Annotated in this window: 18 protein-coding genes and 1 pseudogene; 12 read left to right on the forward strand and 7 right to left on the reverse strand. The window is 59.6% G+C overall.

Features of this window, described 5'->3' with window-relative positions; genetic code table 11:
* Positions 1 to 164: 164 nt before the first annotated feature.
* The 5 genes and pseudogenes from RDV84_RS12765 to RDV84_RS12785 all read left to right on the forward strand — a co-directional run bounded on the left by RDV84_RS12765 (position 165) and on the right by RDV84_RS12785 (position 4,543).
* Positions 165 to 698, forward strand: a complete 534-nt coding sequence (locus RDV84_RS12765) for a hypothetical protein (protein ID WP_309153605.1) — start codon at positions 165 to 167, stop codon at positions 696 to 698.
* A 199-nt stretch (positions 699 to 897) separates the two neighbouring features.
* Positions 898 to 1,263 (forward strand): annotated as a pseudogene (locus tag RDV84_RS27340) (phospholipase effector Tle1 domain-containing protein); the annotation flags it as partial.
* A 1,693-nt stretch (positions 1,264 to 2,956) separates the two neighbouring features.
* Positions 2,957 to 3,505 (forward strand): phage/plasmid primase, P4 family, encoded by a 549-nt coding sequence (locus RDV84_RS12775; protein ID WP_309153606.1) that lies wholly within the window; start codon positions 2,957 to 2,959, stop codon positions 3,503 to 3,505.
* A 139-nt stretch (positions 3,506 to 3,644) separates the two neighbouring features.
* On the forward strand, positions 3,645 to 4,109 hold the full coding sequence (locus RDV84_RS12780; protein WP_078995568.1) for a crossover junction endodeoxyribonuclease RuvC: 465 nt from the start codon (positions 3,645 to 3,647) through the stop codon (positions 4,107 to 4,109).
* Positions 4,106 to 4,543, forward strand: a complete 438-nt coding sequence (locus tag RDV84_RS12785; RefSeq protein WP_309153607.1) for a DUF6362 family protein — start codon at positions 4,106 to 4,108, stop codon at positions 4,541 to 4,543. Before RDV84_RS12780 ends, RDV84_RS12785 begins: the two co-directional genes overlap by 4 nt.
* Here RDV84_RS12785 and RDV84_RS12790 read toward each other — a convergent pair.
* Together RDV84_RS12790 and RDV84_RS12795 are read right to left on the reverse strand one after the other, a co-directional pair.
* The gene (locus RDV84_RS12790) at positions 4,502 to 4,918 is read right to left on the reverse strand and encodes a hypothetical protein (RefSeq protein WP_309153608.1); all 417 of its coding nucleotides are present in this window, start codon (positions 4,916 to 4,918) and stop codon (positions 4,502 to 4,504) included. The genes RDV84_RS12785 and RDV84_RS12790 overlap by 42 nt on opposite strands.
* Before the next feature lie 410 nt (positions 4,919 to 5,328).
* A complete protein-coding gene (locus RDV84_RS12795) occupies positions 5,329 to 5,601 on the reverse strand; it encodes a hypothetical protein (protein ID WP_139381742.1) in 273 nt (90 codons plus the stop codon).
* A 106-nt stretch (positions 5,602 to 5,707) separates the two neighbouring features.
* Between RDV84_RS12795 and RDV84_RS12800 the strand changes: the two genes are divergently transcribed.
* The 5 genes from RDV84_RS12800 to RDV84_RS12820 all read left to right on the forward strand — a co-directional run bounded on the left by RDV84_RS12800 (position 5,708) and on the right by RDV84_RS12820 (position 10,935).
* On the forward strand, positions 5,708 to 6,589 hold the full coding sequence (locus tag RDV84_RS12800; protein ID WP_309153609.1) for a S49 family peptidase: 882 nt from the start codon (positions 5,708 to 5,710) through the stop codon (positions 6,587 to 6,589).
* Positions 6,496 to 7,053, forward strand: a complete 558-nt coding sequence (locus tag RDV84_RS12805) for an EAL domain-containing protein (RefSeq protein WP_309153610.1) — start codon at positions 6,496 to 6,498, stop codon at positions 7,051 to 7,053. Before RDV84_RS12800 ends, RDV84_RS12805 begins: the two co-directional genes overlap by 94 nt.
* Positions 7,054 to 7,419: 366 nt before the next feature.
* Positions 7,420 to 7,848 carry a hypothetical protein gene (locus tag RDV84_RS12810; RefSeq protein WP_309153611.1) on the forward strand — a complete coding sequence of 143 codons (429 nt, stop codon included), beginning with the start codon at positions 7,420 to 7,422 and terminating at the stop codon, positions 7,846 to 7,848.
* The gene (locus RDV84_RS12815) at positions 7,845 to 9,320 is read left to right on the forward strand and encodes an ATPase domain-containing protein (protein WP_309153612.1); all 1,476 of its coding nucleotides are present in this window, start codon (positions 7,845 to 7,847) and stop codon (positions 9,318 to 9,320) included. Before RDV84_RS12810 ends, RDV84_RS12815 begins: the two co-directional genes overlap by 4 nt.
* 67 nt (positions 9,321 to 9,387) lie before the next feature.
* Positions 9,388 to 10,935 (forward strand): diguanylate cyclase domain-containing protein, encoded by a 1,548-nt coding sequence (locus tag RDV84_RS12820; RefSeq protein WP_309153613.1) that lies wholly within the window; start codon positions 9,388 to 9,390, stop codon positions 10,933 to 10,935.
* A gap of 176 nt (positions 10,936 to 11,111) precedes the next feature.
* Here the strand turns inward: RDV84_RS12820 and RDV84_RS12825 are convergent, their stop codons facing one another.
* Together RDV84_RS12825 and RDV84_RS12830 are read right to left on the reverse strand one after the other, a co-directional pair.
* On the reverse strand, positions 11,112 to 11,627 hold the full coding sequence (locus RDV84_RS12825) for a fasciclin domain-containing protein (RefSeq protein ID WP_309153614.1): 516 nt from the start codon (positions 11,625 to 11,627) through the stop codon (positions 11,112 to 11,114).
* A 558-nt stretch (positions 11,628 to 12,185) separates the two neighbouring features.
* The gene (locus tag RDV84_RS12830; RefSeq protein WP_309153615.1) at positions 12,186 to 12,425 is read right to left on the reverse strand and encodes a hypothetical protein; all 240 of its coding nucleotides are present in this window, start codon (positions 12,423 to 12,425) and stop codon (positions 12,186 to 12,188) included.
* Positions 12,426 to 12,694: 269 nt separating this feature from the next.
* Here RDV84_RS12830 and RDV84_RS12835 point away from each other — a divergent pair, with 269 nt between their 5' ends.
* Complete coding sequence (locus tag RDV84_RS12835; protein WP_309153616.1) at positions 12,695 to 13,039, forward strand: hypothetical protein; 345 nt, start codon at positions 12,695 to 12,697, stop codon at positions 13,037 to 13,039.
* A 558-nt stretch (positions 13,040 to 13,597) separates the two neighbouring features.
* Here the strand turns inward: RDV84_RS12835 and RDV84_RS12840 are convergent.
* A complete protein-coding gene (locus RDV84_RS12840; protein WP_309153617.1) occupies positions 13,598 to 15,892 on the reverse strand; it encodes a hypothetical protein in 2,295 nt (764 codons plus the stop codon).
* 121 nt (positions 15,893 to 16,013) lie between these two features.
* On the reverse strand, positions 16,014 to 16,253 hold the full coding sequence (locus tag RDV84_RS26385) for a hypothetical protein (RefSeq protein WP_425606268.1): 240 nt from the start codon (positions 16,251 to 16,253) through the stop codon (positions 16,014 to 16,016).
* Positions 16,254 to 16,636: 383 nt separating this feature from the next.
* Here RDV84_RS26385 and RDV84_RS27345 point away from each other — a divergent pair, with 383 nt between their 5' ends.
* Positions 16,637 to 16,837 carry a GFA family protein gene (locus RDV84_RS27345; protein WP_486624512.1) on the forward strand — a complete coding sequence of 67 codons (201 nt, stop codon included), beginning with the start codon at positions 16,637 to 16,639 and terminating at the stop codon, positions 16,835 to 16,837.
* Here the strand turns inward: RDV84_RS27345 and RDV84_RS12850 are convergent.
* Positions 16,789 to 17,244, reverse strand: coding sequence for an immunity 26/phosphotriesterase HocA family protein (locus RDV84_RS12850; RefSeq protein WP_309153619.1), 456 nt, complete (start codon positions 17,242 to 17,244; stop codon positions 16,789 to 16,791). The genes RDV84_RS27345 and RDV84_RS12850 overlap by 49 nt on opposite strands.
* Positions 17,245 to 17,297 lie beyond the last annotated feature (53 nt).

Raw genomic sequence — 17,297 nt, forward strand, 5'->3', positions numbered from 1 at the left:
CGCCCAGGATGGGTGGTACGGCCCGACAGTTGAACACGGACGGTTATGTCTTATTGCTCACGCGCCGCAAGCATCCCGAACTGCCTAGTTGGCGGAGCGGGTGGTGTGCGTGGCTGAGACTAACCTCGTCCGAATTCGAAGTTCTTCCCTCAGGACATATTGCAATGACCCAAGCCTCCCGCCCCGCTGAGCCCACTTCCGACTTCCCCTGGCCGTTGACTTTCAGTTCCTTTGCATTCGGCGTGTGGGTATTCAACACGCTCCAGGCCAACGTCATCTTTCAGGGGCGTCAGTTCGTCCCTGACGAACAACTGTTGCAGCCGTCTGGCCAGCACCCTTCGCCAGACTGGAAAGACCGATGGTCTGCGAGCTTCATCGTTGCGGAGGACATGATGCCTCCTACGCCGGTGGAGATCGCCTGGAGATCGCTAGACGGCACTGACCATGCCACGGTACTCGATTTGATCAATGACATCTTTCCCGGATGGGATGTCCGCCACAACGTTACCAAGGCGGAAGTGAATGAGGATTGGGCGCGGTACGACAAGGCGGTTCCCGACATCCTCCTGGAAGTCAATGATCGAGCGATCAATATATACATGCGCGCGACGGTGCTGACCAAGCTCCCCCCCGTTTCAGATCGCCCCGACAATTTCAGTCGCGAAGATCTGATTTCCGTCTGGACGAGGACATTCTGAGGGGCGAGACATGGAAAGTCAGAAGAAGCAGAAGGTTCAGTTGGGCGAGGACGGCCTGCCGAACGACGATGTAAGGCACTACACCGCGTCTCCTTCGCACCTCAGTAGCTACGATCAAGCCGCCGACTCGCTTTACAAGTTCAAAGTTCCCGCGTTGTTAGACACGCGGAATCCGCACTCGTACCTGCTTGTCGGATTGATGGACGGCACTGGTAATGACGTGCATCAGGACGCGCTACATGCTACGAACGTTGCCCGGTTCGAGACCCAGCTGCAGCAGCTGAGGCGCACCAGCGTAAATATCGATGTCGAGTACATCGAGGGGGCAGGGACGCAGACTAGCCTGCGTTCGCAGGTCTACGATGGGGCCCGCGGAAGCACTAGTCTTGACCGCGCCGAGATCATGTACGATCGATTGGTTCGCAGCGCGAATAGGATCTATAACGCTGACCCGCGTGCGGAAGTGTCCTTGCACATCGAAGGCTTCAGCCGAGGCGCCAGTCAGGTTCCACTACTCGCGCGCATGATCCATGATCGTGGCATCCCAAATTATTCGAAACCGGAGTACGTGAGAGACGATGCGGGCAACGTCACCAAGACGTATCCGCATTTTCACAAGGCGCCGGGTCAAACAGCTATGTCGGTGGGGCTTTATGACCCCGTCCCCACCGGAACAATGGAAATGTTAGACCGACGCCTGCCGCCGTCGGTTGTCTCTGGTTTCCAGATCAATGCGGCGGACGAGAAGCGCGGAACGTTTCCGGTAGATCGAATCATTCCTAAGGGGATGTCGGAGGACGGGAGATTCCTGAGTGTTACCGTCTCTGGGGCGCATTCCGATGTTGGCGGGAGCTACCTTCGAAATGGCTTGGGTACCCGAAGCCAGAACTTGATGACGGATTATCACAACAGTCTTTTCAGCGAGCCTTTGCTGAATCGCTTGCCCGAGACATACGATCCTCGTCTCAATGTAATCCACCGTTCGGAAGAAGGTGGTGTGTTCAAGTACTTGCAGTACGTGTCGTCCGCCCAGCGCGATACGCCTTCCGGCGAAGTAACCATCTTGGCGCGTGACTACTCTCATTTGGCGCCGCCGGGACAGGTTGTGCATGCGCCGCTCCAGGGCCCCGAGGCGCTTGGCGAAGATGTGGCTGGTGTGTCCGCCCGTGCGCGTCCCGTCGTTCGTTCCATCCCCGCCCAGATGACCGCTGCTCCAGCGGAAGAGCAAATGGCTCAGGTCTTGGCCAGGGGATCTAATGTGGAGGTCACGCCTTATCGTGAACCGATGCATCTAACTCCAGGCAACAGAATGGCCTTGGGGCTAGGTGCCGCAGGTGCGGCCGCCAGCTTAGTCGATGCATGGGGTAGCGCCGAGCGAGCTAGTACCTTGCTCGCGCAGGACAATCCGCTCGCGGCGCAGTCCGCTCTGACGCATTACGTCGCGCGCGGTACAGGTGGGTGGGTCGGCGGCGCTGTGACCGGCCTGGCCGTTGGCTGGGAGACGGGGCCCGGTGTGATCGGCTTCGTTGCAGTCGGTGCGTTGGCGGGCAGCCACGTCGGGGAGAACGCGGCCAAGTGGTGGGACAACAAGCAAATTTACGAACAGAAGGACAAGCAAGGCGTCGAGTGGGAGTACAACGGGCGGCAGTGGCTCCGTCAGGAGCAGGCCGATCTCAGTGACAACGGGATCAGGGCCCCGACTAAGCAGTCGTTCTCGGCGCTACCGGACAAAGAGCGCGAACTCAACTTTCTGGCAAGCAACGCAGCGACCAAGCTCTCGCTCGGCAATGTTGAGCCGCCCAGAGACCCCTACAACCTCCCGGCAAACGAAACCGATGCGAAGAGCCTCGGGGACGCGAACTGGAAGCGCGATGGAGAGACTGGAAACTGGCAGCGCGAGACCATCGTCGCGAGAATGGACCGCGGTCATCCGCTAACGCGCACCGACACCGCCTCGCCGGAGCGCGCTGACGAACTGGATCGCGATGCCGAGCAAGTCATCAAGGCGAACATCGCGAGCGGCCCGGCGCCCATCGCCGCTCGATACGAGCTCGCTTATAAGGCGTATGGGTGGCAGTCCTTCGGCGACACTCCGGCGGCCGTAACCACCGCGCTAGACAACGCCGAGCAGCTGACGGCCTCGAACAAAGAGACGTACCGTCGCGGCCAGGATGGTCAATGGCGCACCGAGGGTGGCGAACTCGCCCAGGCGCTGGAACGAGTCGAAGCTGAAAGCGATCACAGGCGGCGACAAGATCATGGCGCGCTTCATGCGGCAGGACTTCTTCGAGTACACGCCGCAGTTCAAGCTGGTCATCGCCGGCAACCACAAGCCGGCGATCCGCAACGTGGACGAAGCGATGAAGCGGCGCTTGCACCTGATTCCCTTCACCGTCACCGTCCCGCCCGAGCGACGCGATGGGGATCTATCGAGGAAGCTGCTGGCGGAGCGAGAAGGCGTTCTGGCCTGGGCGGTCGAGGGCTGCCTGGAATGGCAGCGTAATGGCCTACGGCCGCCAAAATGTGTTCTGGACGCTACCGACGAATACTTCGAGTCGGAAGACGCGCTCGGGCGATGGATCGAAGAGCGGTGTCAGGAACACGCACAGTCGAAAGCGCTGATCGCCGACCTATTTACAGACTGGAAGGACTGGTGCCTGGCGAACGGGGAGTTTTCGGGATCGATCAAGCGCTTTTCCGAGATGCTCGAATCCCGTCGCTACGATCGCCATCGAGGCGGAAAAGGCGCGCGTTATGTCGTCGGCCTGAGCTTGCGGCCAAAGAGCTTCGCTCGCTACGCAGGCTAATTGAATCAGACAGTTACCTCGGTGGGTGACGCATGTGACACAGCTGCTAGTTACCCCTCGCGTGTGCGCGCGCACGCACATACAGGGGATAACCGGAAACCATGTCACATGCGTCACCCGCCCAACCCAAGGATGCATGATGAGCAGTACGACATTGGCGCTGGACCTGGGCACGACGATGGGCTGGGCGCTGGCGCGCGGCGGCCAGATCGCCAGCGGCACGCAGGCGTTCCGGCCGGGTCGCTTCGAAGGCGGCGGCATGCGCTACCTGCGATTTGGCCGTTGGCTGGACGAGACGCTGGCCTTCGTCGGCCAAGTCGAGGCGCTTTACTTCGAGGAGGTGCGCCGACACCGCGGTGTCGATGCGGCGCACGCTTACGGCGGTTTCCTGGCGCAGCTGACGGCCTGGTGTGAGCAGCACCGGATTCCGTATCAGGGTGTGCCGGTCGGCACGATCAAGCGGTTCGCGACCGGCAACGGCAACGCCAAGAAGGACGCCATGATCGCCGCGATGCAGCGGCGCGGCCATGCGCCCAGCGACGACAACGAGGCCGATGCGTTGGCTCTGCTGCACTGGGCGCTGTCGCAGGGAGCAGAAGCATGAGCACGGCCTGGAACATTCAGCGCGTGACCGACCGATTCCAGGAGGCCGCCATCACCGCGCGCAGACTGCCGCCGGTCCGGGTCCAGGGCTATGCGGCCTTCTGGCCGGACATCAACCGCCAGTCGTGGGAGGGCTATGCCGACGAGCGCATTGTCTTGCGGTTCACTGCGTCGCCCGGCGCGATCGACCGTTTTGGCGAGACGGTGCGCTGGCTGAAGTGGTTGGACGAGGATCAGCGCCGCCTGGTTTGGCTGCGGGCGCAGTACGTGCCGTGGCGCGAGATTTGCAACCGGACCGGGCTGATCCGCAAGACAGCATGGCGACGCCATCAACACGCTCTGGCGTTGGTCGTTGTGCAGTTGAACGGCAAGCTGCCAAGAATTGTTGATACCTCAGCTTTGCAGGGGCAGAAAACGCAGTCTCATCTGCCGTGATACCCATTGCCAGTCGTGCGTTCTTGGTGCTGCATCGGCCACGTTACACTCAGCTTCGAGGCCGACTTGAGGCAGCGAACAGAAAATCGCGCGTTGATAAACCGCACTTATTACCGTCAGGACGCGGGACCAAGACATCATCGGGAGATTTACCAGACGGTAGTATGTGGCGCGCAATATATCCTCGGCGTCGGCAGGCAGGCGGCCGCGCACTGCCGAGTCGATGCCGAGCGATACAGCAGAGTTCAGTTCGTTCGAACTGAACATGTCGGCATTCGGAAGGAGGTCTGTGTTCTCCATCCAGTAGCACCGTTCCGCCTCAATGTCGAATGCGCGTTGTCGAGCAGAGTCGTCGTTCGACGTGTAAGTGACCATGTTGAGAGCATCCCTTGTTCAGTAAAAGCGAGGCGCAGCCCTTGAGGACGGCCAACAGCGCCTGACAAAAGGGTTGAGCAGCAGGTATGGCGGAGCTGCCTAAGGGAACCGCACTTCCGAAGCGAGGACTTCGGGCAAGCGGCATATCTGCCACCATACGCTAAAGCGAGCACCGGACCGCGCCGTCGGTCCGAGAGTGATGCCACATGCGCTGTACAGTTCAGCTGGCGACGCAGTGAACTGAGCAACAAGGAGGTCATTGGATCCTGCGTTATCCACGATTACCCAGGATCATGATCGCGGTCGTTATCGGGTGTCCCAAAAACCCCGGATTTGCCCTAGCCTAGATCCCATGCTGATGCGGGTATGTCCGACACGTGGTGATGTAAGGCGCAGCAGCAGGCGGCGGCTCAACTAGGGCCGCCGCCTTTTTCTTGGCTCGTTGGTGCATCGATCTCGGGCACGGGCTCCAGGCCGAAGCGGTGCAAAAACTCGACGGGAATATCGGGTTGTCCGGGGCCCGTCCAGTCGAACGCCACAACGACGCCGTCCATATCCTCACGCTCGATCACCGGCGAGCGGACGCCGGGCACGGCCTGTAGTGCGATCACCGCTAGCTCTTCAATCGGTATGGCGACGAGCATGGCGTTCCAGGCTCTGCGGACTTTGATCCACGTCTGCATGATGGCCCCTCCCCATAAGGGGATCACGTAGAAGCTGAACGAGTTAGGTCACGGTCTGGTCGAACTCCGTTCGCTCCAGGCCGTAGCGGTCCAGGTGGCGCCGCCGATGCCGCAGGCACCGCGATTCACAGATTACCGCGGCGTCGCGGTCATCCCCATTCACGGCACCTTGGTGCAGCGGACGGCCGGTCTCGAAGCGTTATCGGGCCTGACGAGCTATCAGGCGATCGCGCAGCAATTCGATGCCGCTCTGGCCGATCCTGCGGTACGGGGCATCGTGCTCGACATCGACAGTCCCGGCGGCGAGGCCGCCGGCGTGTTCGACCTGGCCGACAAGATCCACGCGGCTCGGCAGACTAAGCCTGTCTGGGCAGCCGCAAACGATGCCGCCTTCTCGGCTGCCTATGCGCTAGCCAGCGCGGCCAGCCGGATCTTCGTGACCCGCACCGCCGGTGTCGGCTCCATCGGCGTGATCGCACTGCACGTTGACCAATCGCGCCGCGATGCCAACGCCGGTCTGAGCTATACCCCGATTCTGGCCGGCGCCCGGAAGAACGACGGCAGCCCGTATCAGCCGCTGTCGCCTGAGGCGCGCGCGGCGATCCAAACCGAGGTCGACCGCCTCTACGAGTTGTTCGTCCTGACAGTAGCGGAGCAGCGCGGGTCCGCGGCGGAAGCGATTCGCGCCACCGAGGCCGGCTTGTTCTTCGGCCAGGACGCGCTCGATGCCGGCCTGGCCGATCGCATCGGCACGCTCGGCGACGCCGTGCAGCAAATGCACACCGAACTGGACGCCGTCGCGCGTCCCCTATCCCTGGAGTCCCCCACGATGTCCACCAGGGGCTGCAAGGGCGCGAACTTAGTCGGATGGAACGGCGGCTCGTTTGGGAGGCAATGGCGGCGGCGGCGCGATCGAGGCTCCCCGGCTTTCTCTGTATCAACTTGGGCAGCACGTTGCTCGGTAACGAAGCCGCGCTCAGCTACTTGACGGAATTGGCAGCGCGCGCCGGACTGTCACCAGGTCGAGTCATCTTGGAGTTCCCCGAACACCTGCCGATTGATGTACCTGCATGGGTGGCGAGCCACAAGTTGCTGCGGGCGGCGGGCTTTCGGACCGCGTTGGATGATCTGGGCGCGGGCTACGCCAGCCTATCGGTCCTAGCCGCTTACGTCCCCGACGTTGTGAAGCTCGACATGCGATTGGTGCAGGGCGTCTCGGACTCGGCGCAACGGGTCCGTAGAAAGCTGGTTGGGCACGTCGCAGCGATGGTGCTGGATCTGGGCGCGGAGGTCGTTGCCGAGGGCGTGGAGACGCCAGAGGACGCCGAGACCTTGCTGGAGCTCGGTGTCTACCTTCAGCAAGGTTACTTGCATGGCCGACCGACAGTCCCGATCGATGCAGGCGGAGATGAAACTACTGGCGCGACGGAGTCGGGGGCTTTGGTCCCGTGATCGGGAACCTCTCGTGGCCGTTATCCCACGCCGCTTTGATCGAATATGCGCCGCTCGGGGATTGGATTTAGGCCCTCTAGCAGTCCCCCACAATCAACTTCAAGCTGCAGCAGGGTTCCTTCACGGAGGACACCAGCATGCTCATCGGCGGCCCGTCAAAGTTGGACGCGTCGCATCTGCCGGACTGCCGCCCGCAGCGATTATCAGGTCCATCAACGGCGTTTACAGGAGATAAGTACTTTTAGTGTCATCTGGGAAATCCAACGTCGCGCCTCCCGTTTTGCTGAACAGACGAAGTTTTGGGTCAGATGGAAGAATTAGGAGTAGTGTAGGTTTCTCCACGAGACTGGTTCTGTGGTTCATGCGATGGACGATCAGGAAAATCAGGGAATCGACTGTCGATTGGCGCAGGCCATCAGTGAAAATGCGGATGCGGTGGTGATAGCCGAAGCGGTTGCCTCGCTCTGGCTGGAGTTCGAAGCGGCCTTGCAGCCCATCATAGGACCCGCCGCCGTCACTGCGCTGTATAGGCGCAGCCTGAATCTGGCGAGTGCTACGACTCCCGGGTTCAATCGGGTGTCGACTTCCTCCGCGGAGGGAAACGACGTAGACGGGCTTCGCGAATACCTCACGCAATGCAGCGCAAGCGACGCGTTGACGAGTGGAAGCAGTTTCCTGCGCACCTTCCATGAGTTGCTCGCCAGTCTGATCGGCCCTTCATTAGCTCAGCGGCTCTTATGCCCCGTGCCGATGGATCCTCTTAGTGATTTACCGCCGCAGGATGTCCCCCCATGAGCAGCAAAGTGACCATTACCCGTTTGGCCACTGGGGTCCCAGGCTTGGACGCAGTCTTGGGTGGCGGCCTACCCGAGTACTCCTTCAATCTCATCGCCGGTCCTCCCGGATGCGGGAAGACGACGCTTGCACATCAGATCATGTTCGCCTTGGCGACGCCGCGCCGTCCGGCATTGTATTTCACGGTTCTGGGCGAACCCCCGCTCAAGATGCTCCGCTATCAGCAGCAGTTCGGGTTCTTCGACGACACGGCGATCAATCGCTCTGTGCGGTTCGTTAACCTCGGCGAAGAGATCCAGGCCGGAAGTCTCGATCGCGTACTGCAACGAATCGAAGCTGAGGTCGAGAAATCCGGTCCCGCCCTCGTTTTTGTTGATTCGTTCCGGTCCGTAATGCTCGCAGGTGTTTCGGCAGGCGATCGGATCGCCGATCTGCAGCACTTCGTCCAGCGGCTGGGAGTCGCAATGACCGGCTGGCAGGCGACTACCTTTCTGATCGGGGAGTACTTCAACGACAGCGAGGCCAACCCGGTGTTCACCGTGGCCGATGGATTGATCTGGTTGCGGCAAAGCGTGCAGCGCAATTCGATGGTACGGAAAATGGAGGTGCTGAAGATGCGCGGTCAACCCACCTTGCCTGGCCTGCATACCTTCCGCATCGGCCCGGAGGGCATCGAAGTATTCGCGCCGGCCCTGATCGCAGCGGCTATGGACCGTGGCGCCGGCACCAAGCCGCGGCTGGGGATGGGCGATGCGACTCTGGACGAAATGCTTGGAGGTGGCTTGCCCCAGGGATACTCGTTGCTTGTCGCGGGACCCTCCGGCTCGGGAAAGAGCATCTTGGCCTCGGCGTTCCTGAGCGAGGGGGATCGCGTGGGAGAGCGGGGTGTGATCGCCGTGTTCGAACAGCAACCCAATCGTGGTCGTAACGAACGACTGATCGAACTGATCGAGACTGGACGCGTGGGTCTGGTCGATAGCCGTGCCAGCGATCTGTCCATAGACGAGGTGATTCTGCTGTTGCTCAAGGAGGTGGAACGTCTCGGTGCCACGCGAGTGGTCATCGATTCGCTCTCGGCGTTCGAACTGGCGCTGGCGCCGACATTCCGCGAGGATTTTCGTCAGTCTCTGGCGCGCTTAGTTTCCGCGATGGCTAAGGCTGGTGTAAGCCTGCTGATGACATCAGAACTGGAGGACCGCTATACCGACTTGCGCTTTAGCCCCTATGGCACCGCGTTCCTGACCGACGCCATCATCGTGCAGCGCTATGTCGAGATCGATAGTCGCTTGTTGCGAGTTATCGCGGTAGTAAAAGTTCGGGCCAGCGCCCATTCAAACGACTTGCGGTTGTATGAAATCGATAGCGATGGTCTACGGATTGCCGGACGACTGGACGATCGCGAGGGCCTTCTCGGGGGGCGACCTACCCGCAAAGCCGGCACGCATGGTACTTGCGATGACGATCGTGGCTAGATTCGGATCTGGGCTCCGCCGCCGCGGCAACCGCAAAGCGGTTCGAGGCGGTTGCGAACAGGCAAAGATGCAGAAGGCCGCGAGGGTCCTGGCGGCTCGGATTCAAAGCGTCTCGAACGCGTATGCCCGTTGCAGCGCGGCCCCAGCCTATCTGGTGGCGGTCAATGAGCAGCTCGTTATCGCCGCCCTGCAAGCGCGGCAGGAGTCCGATGCCGCCGCCCACAAGCTCGACGAGGCGGTTCGGTCGGTCGGCATGGATTCCCTCACCTTGCTGCCCAATCGCGAGCGCCTATCAGAGCATTTCAGTGCCGCGATAGCGAACTCTCGTCGTTATGGTGGGCTCGTCGCATTGCTGTTCATAGATCTGGACAACTTCAAGTGGATCAACGATACGCTCGGTCACGCCGTCGGCGACGAAGTATTGCGGATGGCCGCGCATCGGCTCGCGGCCGTGACGCGGGAAGGTGACATGATCAGTCGCTACGGCGGAGACGAGTTCCTGATCTTGTTGAGCAGGATAGGAGACGCGTCAGACGCCGGCGCAACGACCGAAAAGCTCATCGATGCGCTGGGGGTTCCGTGTCGAATGGGGGCGCATGTCCTGCGTTTAACCGCGAGCATCGGCATCAGCCTTTTTCCGGCTGATGGAGATGATGTCGAGAGCTTGATCGACCGGGCTGATACCGCGATGTATCGCGCCAAACAAGGACAAAAGGGGCGGGGAAGGTATGCCTTTTACCGGGATCACGCAGTGCGCGAAAGCCCGGGCGATAACCGTGTGGAAAGGCAGCAGGTCCGGCCATTTTCCCGTTATCAAGCGGCAATTGTTCAACCCGGTGTGCGTATCGATCAGCTTCAGGAAGCTAACGGCGAGTTGGTGCTGGCCGCGTTGAGTTCCCGTCAGTCGCAAGTCACGGCCGAAGCTGCGTATCAGCATCAGCAACAGGCGATGGCAATGGTTGCTCATGAACTGCGCAATCCTCTAACGCCGATTCTGATCGCCGCGACCATGCTGAAGTCGGAGAACGCGAGCGAACGGATTGATATGCAGCGCATCATCGAACGCGAAGTCATGCATATCTCACGATTGATCGGTGACTTAGTCGATGTGGCGCGGGCAAAAAGCGGAAAGTTTCAACTCGATCGACGCCCCGTTGACATGGTTCTGATCGCCGAACAGGCTGCCGAGTCCTGCCGTTCGGCTATGGAGGCACGTCAGCAGCGCTTCTTCATCAGTGTCCCGCCGGAGCGGCTCATGGTCGACGGAGATGCGGGCCGCCTCACCCAAGTGCTGCGCAACCTGCTGGATAACGCATCTAAGTACACGCCCGAACAAGGCGAGATCGTCTTGTCGGTCCGTCTATTGGATAGCCAGATCGAAGTATGTGTGGTTGACAGTGGGATAGGCATCGCGCCGGAGTCGCTGACAAGTGTCTTCGAGCCCTTTGTTCAGGAGGTCCGCGCTGTCGGAGTCAACGGCACGGGGTTGGGAATCGGTCTTGCCGTTGTGCGCGAACTAGTGCTTGCGCATGACGGTCAGGTCACCGCGGTAAGCGGCGGTTTGGGCGCGGGAACGCGCTTTGTCGTAACACTGCCGTCAATGGGGCCGTTGTGAGGCAAGGAGATATGGGCTGTGCCGTGACTGCTTTGAGCGTGCGCGGCATGGCGACGTTTCCGTTCTTCCGCCGCTGAATCGCAAACCTCGGGTTCTGTGGCACGGCACTCGACCCCTCGACCGCGAATGCCCCTTGCCGACCCAAAGAGCGGTGCAGGTTGATGTCCCTGCGTCGACTATCCGGCCACCGAAGGAGGAGCAAGCCGTTGTGCACTTGGCGGGATATTGACCCGATCTATTCCGTGTATGGCCGCGTTGACGGCGTACAAGTCAGGCAACACGACTTTTCCAACACCTACAATCACCTGCTTGTTTACGGATTGGACGGATAGGGTATTTCCGTCTAGGGTCTTCAACGAATCCCAACGTTCAAATTCCGCGACCGTCTTCCGCTTCGGCACGATGTGATAACTTATTAAGTCGATCAGCTGCTTCTTGTTCTCTGGCAAAACGAGTGCATCAAAGTAGCCCTTTGGCAACTTTTCGAATGCGGAATCGATGGGAATGAATGCCGTGAAGGGGCCTTTCCCCTCCAGGGTTTCTTGGAGCCCCGACTGTCTGACCGCATCACAAAACAGAGCGAATGAGCCCTGTTCCGCGGCTACTTCAAGGAGATTCTTAGGGGGCTCTTGCGTCATTGTGTCGCCCGATATTGGGACCAGTGTGCATAGTAGCGATTGGGTGAAGTTCATCGGTGGACTCTTGGTGATCGGGCGCCATCGGGAAATGCAGCTGATCTATAGTCGATGGCGGCTTAGATCAGGGTGTAGGCTGTCGGCGATGAGTGGATATCAAGTGAGTCAGTCAGCTATTAATCGACGGCCTACCGTTCAGAAACGGGCGCCGGAGTGCGGTAGGTGACGCAGCCCGCGGCACCGCGAACTGCGTAACTGGCGACACGGTGGCGATGTGCCTGGGCTCTGGGCGCTACCAACCGCGTAGAACGACGGTGGTGAGGAGGAGGCAGCCTGTTATGACGGTTGCCCAATACGAAAACATCATTGAGCAGCGATTGTCGTTGCAGTGTGCGTGGCCATTGTGATCCAGACTGAAACGGAAATTTTTGTCACGCAAGTAGAGCATCGTAGCGCGCGCGCTGAAGCGGGCCAGGGGCGCCCTAGCTTCGGCCTTGAAGTGTGCGAGTTGGGTCGGATGGCGGTTCCGCATTAGCCGCCAGAACCTGGCTTGAATGAAAGACTCCGCGGACAAGGCGACTACGAAGCCGCAAAGGGCAATAATCGTGAGAACGTTCATGTTGAACTCGGCAGCGAACTTCCCAGTCGCACTGCGCGAGCGCCCTGAACGCTGTCGACGGGGGCGGTGTGGAAGTACCAGCGCCACGGCGTTGCATAGAACAGGGCGGGAGGCGCGATCGCCGCCACGGGCCAGCCCTCGTTCTCCGCCGCCTGTTGGGCGAGCATATCCAGACACGGCGCCGCGTCTGCGCCGGCGTGCGCGAGGGAGGCGGATGATCGATTGTGCGTCTTCACGCTGATGCTCCTGTGTGAGTGACATCGGCCATTGGCCACAGCCTCCGGATTGCCGGAGGCAGAACTCAATGCGGAGACAAGGATAAGTAGAGCGCGGCTTGAGCAGCCGTTGCGGCATTGCGCCGCAGCACAAGTAGCATGGGCTTTCCTTCGTTACACGTGCGTGATCGCCGGCAGGTGGTAGCGCGCTTCATGGGGTTGCTGTGTGTCAGCAAGCGATCCGCCAACGGGTGGTGGCTTTGGGCGCTAGCCCGGTCTTCGCGCGGTTCATGCGCACTGTTAACGCCACGGCTGCGAGCGTATTGCCATCGCTTTACACCGATACGGAAGATCGCGATATGAGCAAGCTACGCGGCAACGCGCCTGCGGGCGAGGAAGTCTGGACGGCGCGCGGCGAGTTGCGCAATCCCGCCGATCGTTCGGATCAGCCGGGACAATGGGCGCCTGAGCGCACGGAAGAAGCAGCGACCGCAGCGTCCGTCGACAAAACCGATCACCATGCCCGCACACCCGCGCAAAGTGCCACTCGAAAGCCAGGCGCAGGACGTCGACAATTCGCCCAGAAGGACGACATGAGCGGAGGTGGTTATGAGCTCGAAGCGGTACACCGATGAACTCAAGATCGAAGCGGTCCGGTAGATCGTGGAGTAGGGTCGGCCGGTGGCCGAAGTGGCCGAGCGACTGGGGGGCGGTCCACTCTGGGGCAGGGCCCGCGCCTTCGCTACCGGCTTGATCCGACCGCCGGGAGGGACTGGGCAGTTAGCCCGCGGTCGACTTGGTCTGCCTGTCCGGGCAGGGCGGCACCGACAAGTCGACATGATTTAAGATATCTCTGGATAACCGGGGGTAACCTTGGATAATCAAGAGAGTTGGATTCCGGTTGCCCACGCTCCACCATTCCATCGCGGTCTAACCGCGTCTCTCCGCCACACCCCCTCGCGAAAAGGCCTTATTTCCGGCCTTTTGGTCCCAGGCCTGTGGACTTGTCAAATATCCACAGCCCCGGATTTGGCGAAAATTTCGCCAACTTTTCTCCGTTTTCTCCCTTCCTGTGGACTGCCGACCAGTGGATGGTTTTTCGGTGGCTTACGGATCAATGGGTTACGGCTGGTCTTTTCAACGAGTTTTATCGCGATCAACCTGCCGTGCAGGATTGCAATTGACTACCAGGGCTATGCGCCGCCATCTGCGCCAAGTGAAGCTGCGATCTGCTCTAGGAGGTGCCCGGTGGCGTTGCGATCTCCCGCTCCAAGCTGTCGGTCTATGTCGTTGAGCTCGTATGCTCTCGCACGAAGCCTATGCGCTCTGTCACGCAGCGCGCGTGCGATCCCCACACGTTCGTCCAACTCATAAAGCAACAAGTCCTCATGTCGCTCTGTAAGGCGCCGGATCAGCCACTCGGCCTCATGTTGGCTTCCTGAGCGCACAGCCAGCGCGCACAGCGCAAACATCGCTTGCTCAAACGTAGCCCAACCACGAGCCAACCGTCCGCCTTCGATCCCCCAATTGAGTAGTAAGTCTCTGACGGTTTCATATGCGTCAGTACCGTCGCGGTCCTGTGCCGTTGCTCCTGCGCGGAAGAGCAATTCTGTATAAGAGTGGCTCTCCAGAAAATTCGCGACTCCATCATCGAAGCGTATCCACGTTAAAATGGAAGCATATCTATCGGCTTCGTCCCTCATCGCTTCCACTAGGTTTTGCGGGCAAGCCGGGCCACCCGCGAGCGCGAGCAAGATTTCCATCGCATCTGTCGTGCCGTGAAGCATGTCGAACGCCAACGATGAACGCTGGCCAATGGTGTGAATCAAAAGATCTTTGTGTGGACGCCTGCTTACTTTGAGCAGCGTGTAGAGATTTCGAATGATGGTTGGCGCGTGCTCGTGGTCGGCTGGAGCCGCAATGGCGGCATTGACAAGGAGGTTTATCCCCGTCGGAAGCGACGAAAGTTGCGCCGTGGAGAAGTAAGGGGATAAGTAGTCGGAATGGGATCGTAGGTCTTCGGGGCTTGTGCTGAAGATGGTCGCAGCACCGTATGCAGCCAATGCAATTTTTTCCAGCGTGGATTCTATCTCTTGCTGCCGCTGTAAAACTTGTAAGATTAGATCGGCCAACTGCTCCATCGCTGTCTGTGTGACAGGGCGCTGGTTAGAGTTCAATGCTCCAATCGCAGCGATTACCCCAATTCGCTCGACAATCCCTCTGATCTGATCCGAAGGAGCGCGCGCAAGAACGGCGCGCGCTACGTCACCAAGGCCTCGAGCGCCGAGCATCATCACATCAGGTAGATTCTGCCTGGCGACTTCCTCTAGGGCGGACTTCAGGTACCCCACGGCCAAATTTGTGTGATGCCTGCTCGCGCCTTCCTGCGGATAGTCGATAAACGTGTAGACGGCAGCAAGGCCGGTGAACGTTCGGATGGTCTGATTGATGTGTTGTTCATCGCGACGTGACAGCGCCAATTGAAAGCTCTGCTTTACCTGCTCCAGCGTCGAGTTGATGAAGCCGTCGGTGGCTCTCGGTTCATCGATGAAGCCGTTGTGTGCGAAAAAAGTTCGACCTTTGGCGGCTACGTAAGCGCCATTGATCTTTACGATGGACAGGATCGCAAACTGGGATACTTCATAGTCACCGCTCTGAGCGTACTGTCTTGAGTACGATACAGCTGTGCGAACGCCGTCTTCGGCTAGGCGTGTCCAATGAGGGTGGTCGTTGAAAAATGACAGGCGAGCATAATCGTACTGCGATTCTCGCCTCTGGGTTTCCGGGTCCAACTCAAACAGTGGCCCCATTCGTAGGGCGCGCTTACCCCATGCGAGGAGGTCGTTTCTTACCACGCTCTGGACTATCTTGAGCTGCTCAATGGGATTGATGAGAGAAAGTGCCCGGCGATACGCGTAGAGGAAAAGGCCCAACATCGTGCCAATTCCCCAGCACATTGCGAGCAGTGCTGCCGACGCGTACTTGGCACTAGGGATTAGGGACAAGAACGTGATCGCAACCGCGACAACGAATGAGAAGAAGAACGAACCTAGAAGCCGGCGATCCGAGCTAAGTCTGCGAAACAAGCCTTGAGGCATTCGTTCAACGTTGATCTGGATGGCGAACAGAACGATGGAGAAAGCAATTGCCGCCGCGCCGATCGATGCGCTCCCCACGTTCAAAAATAGCGACTTGATCGCTGCGAGATCATCCTTGGTGGTTAGATAAGTTTCTATCACTCGTACTTGTAGCGGCTCCGCAACTAGTGCTGTCGCGGACGCTGCAAGCAAGAAAATAACCGCTCGGGCCACCCACATTTTGCGACTGGCTAGGTCGATGAGTCGATCGCGCTGCACGTACCTTGTGCGGACGAGCTCAGCTTTCTTCAGCCTGGCGTACTTTTTGGAGTGTTGAACCAGCTCGCCCCATGACTTTCGGATGGCCGCTGTCATTGCGTCGTACCGCTTGGAAAGCTCTGGCTTCCGCATACCCCCCCTCGGGCCCTGTCCCTGGACTGAAAGCGCTTTCGAGCAAGCATACACCGGGTATGCGAATCTAAGGAGCTACTCGCAGTTGCTAATCCATCGGGGTGGGCGGCTCCAGCAAGCGTCAAGTTACATTTCGCCCGTCGAGAACCCGCAATACTTTAGGCATTGACCGGCGCCAATAGTCGAAAGTGGCTTCCTGGATCGTGCACTTCGCCTCGCGCGGTGAGGGGCAGCCTTGCTTGACGAGTGTCCGCTTGCCTACTGAGCTGGTTGTGCGAGCGGTGGGTTTCGCTATGCCCGGAATCAAGAAATCAATGGGGTGCTGGCCGAACCGGAGCTTTTTCGCTAGCCAACGCGGCATGCTCCCTCGGCCTGACCAAGTGTTGCGCTCGTTTTCTGGGTCGCGGTACTTGGGCGCGACTTTGCTCGCCTTGCGGCGTGATCCCCGCTTCCGTCGGATCGGAGGGGCTGCAGGCTGCTCGCCAAAGAGTTCTTCTATCGTGTAGCCATGTTTTGCAGCAAGAGCGACCGCTTGCCGACGCACCGAAGCGGCGGGGCGATGCTTTGATAGAGTTGCTTTCGCTTCTCCGCAGAAATAAGAAGGGACGTCAGCTCCCGTAAGCTAAGTTCGTCGATATTGAAGTTCATGTTTTCCATGATTCCAACTCCGCCCATGCGCCTGTCAAGCAGCCTCGGCTTCAGCCCGGTGGGCGCCAGATGTCAATTTAACGACACGCCGGTAGGATGAGAGCCCCCCTTGCGAGAAATGTCGTGACCGAATCGGCGATACGTGGCACCTGCCATTGCGGCACGGTAGAAATCGTCCTCCGCGCATTCCCGCCGACGATCACCGAATGCAATTGCTCGCTTTGCCGCCGCTACGGCGTGCTTTGGGCCTACGTCGAAGCTGATGTGAGGATCAGTTCCACAGCTCCGTCGCCATGAAGCCCATCCGGTGATAGGTTTTCGTCGTACGCAACGAGTTCCTCATGTAGTAGCACGCTGACATCTCCATCGTCGTAGGCCATGGCATATGCCATGCCGCCTATTTCTTGCTTCCTAATGAACAGCGGGGTGGGCCATTCTTCTATGGAGAAGTTAGGCGTATGGCCAATAGTAGGCCAGAGTCCCTTCTTGATGGAGATGTCACCAGAACGAAGCACGATGAGGGCATATGCGGCGGAATGCGATTCGACCTCATCCATCGTGCTTGGCGTATCCCGCTGTGGCCCGAAGTAATGAGCGACGATGATTCCGCCTTTTTTGCTTTTCCTGGTGACGACGCCTGTAGCGAACCCCCCGTTTCGCAGGGGGACCGCAAACCACGTGCCCTCGCTGTATTTATGCCTCACTTTCCTTGGGTTCCTTGGTTTTGAGGTTGCTTGCGCGATGAGTTGGCGAGGCT

The sequence above is a fragment of the Lysobacter yananisis genome, assembly GCF_031199375.1.
Classification (GTDB): Bacteria; Pseudomonadota; Gammaproteobacteria; order Xanthomonadales; family Xanthomonadaceae; genus Lysobacter; species Lysobacter yananisis.

What these genes read in the sequence shown, in the direction of transcription:
- RDV84_RS12765 (WP_309153605.1), top strand. Translation starts at nt 165, where the DNA reads ATGACCCAAGCCTCCCGCCCCGCTGAGCCCACTTCCGACTTCCCCTGG.
- RDV84_RS12775 (WP_309153606.1), top strand. Translation starts at nt 2,957, where the DNA reads ATGGCGCGCTTCATGCGGCAGGACTTCTTCGAGTACACGCCGCAGTTC.
- RDV84_RS12780 (WP_078995568.1), top strand. Translation starts at nt 3,645, where the DNA reads ATGAGCAGTACGACATTGGCGCTGGACCTGGGCACGACGATGGGCTGG.
- RDV84_RS12785 (WP_309153607.1), top strand. Translation starts at nt 4,106, where the DNA reads ATGAGCACGGCCTGGAACATTCAGCGCGTGACCGACCGATTCCAGGAG.
- RDV84_RS12790 (WP_309153608.1), bottom strand. Translation starts at nt 4,918, where the DNA reads ATGGTCACTTACACGTCGAACGACGACTCTGCTCGACAACGCGCATTC.
- RDV84_RS12795 (WP_139381742.1), bottom strand. Translation starts at nt 5,601, where the DNA reads ATGCAGACGTGGATCAAAGTCCGCAGAGCCTGGAACGCCATGCTCGTC.
- RDV84_RS12800 (WP_309153609.1), top strand. Translation starts at nt 5,708, where the DNA reads ATGCCGCAGGCACCGCGATTCACAGATTACCGCGGCGTCGCGGTCATC.
- RDV84_RS12805 (WP_309153610.1), top strand. Translation starts at nt 6,496, where the DNA reads ATGGCGGCGGCGGCGCGATCGAGGCTCCCCGGCTTTCTCTGTATCAAC.
- RDV84_RS12810 (WP_309153611.1), top strand. Translation starts at nt 7,420, where the DNA reads ATGGACGATCAGGAAAATCAGGGAATCGACTGTCGATTGGCGCAGGCC.
- RDV84_RS12815 (WP_309153612.1), top strand. Translation starts at nt 7,845, where the DNA reads ATGAGCAGCAAAGTGACCATTACCCGTTTGGCCACTGGGGTCCCAGGC.
- RDV84_RS12820 (WP_309153613.1), top strand. Translation starts at nt 9,388, where the DNA reads ATGCAGAAGGCCGCGAGGGTCCTGGCGGCTCGGATTCAAAGCGTCTCG.
- RDV84_RS12825 (WP_309153614.1), bottom strand. Translation starts at nt 11,627, where the DNA reads ATGAACTTCACCCAATCGCTACTATGCACACTGGTCCCAATATCGGGC.
- RDV84_RS12835 (WP_309153616.1), top strand. Translation starts at nt 12,695, where the DNA reads ATGCGCACTGTTAACGCCACGGCTGCGAGCGTATTGCCATCGCTTTAC.
- RDV84_RS12840 (WP_309153617.1), bottom strand. Translation starts at nt 15,892, where the DNA reads ATGCGGAAGCCAGAGCTTTCCAAGCGGTACGACGCAATGACAGCGGCC.
- RDV84_RS26385 (WP_425606268.1), bottom strand. Translation starts at nt 16,253, where the DNA reads ATGCCGCGTTGGCTAGCGAAAAAGCTCCGGTTCGGCCAGCACCCCATT.
- RDV84_RS27345 (WP_486624512.1), top strand. Translation starts at nt 16,637, where the DNA reads ATGAGAGCCCCCCTTGCGAGAAATGTCGTGACCGAATCGGCGATACGT.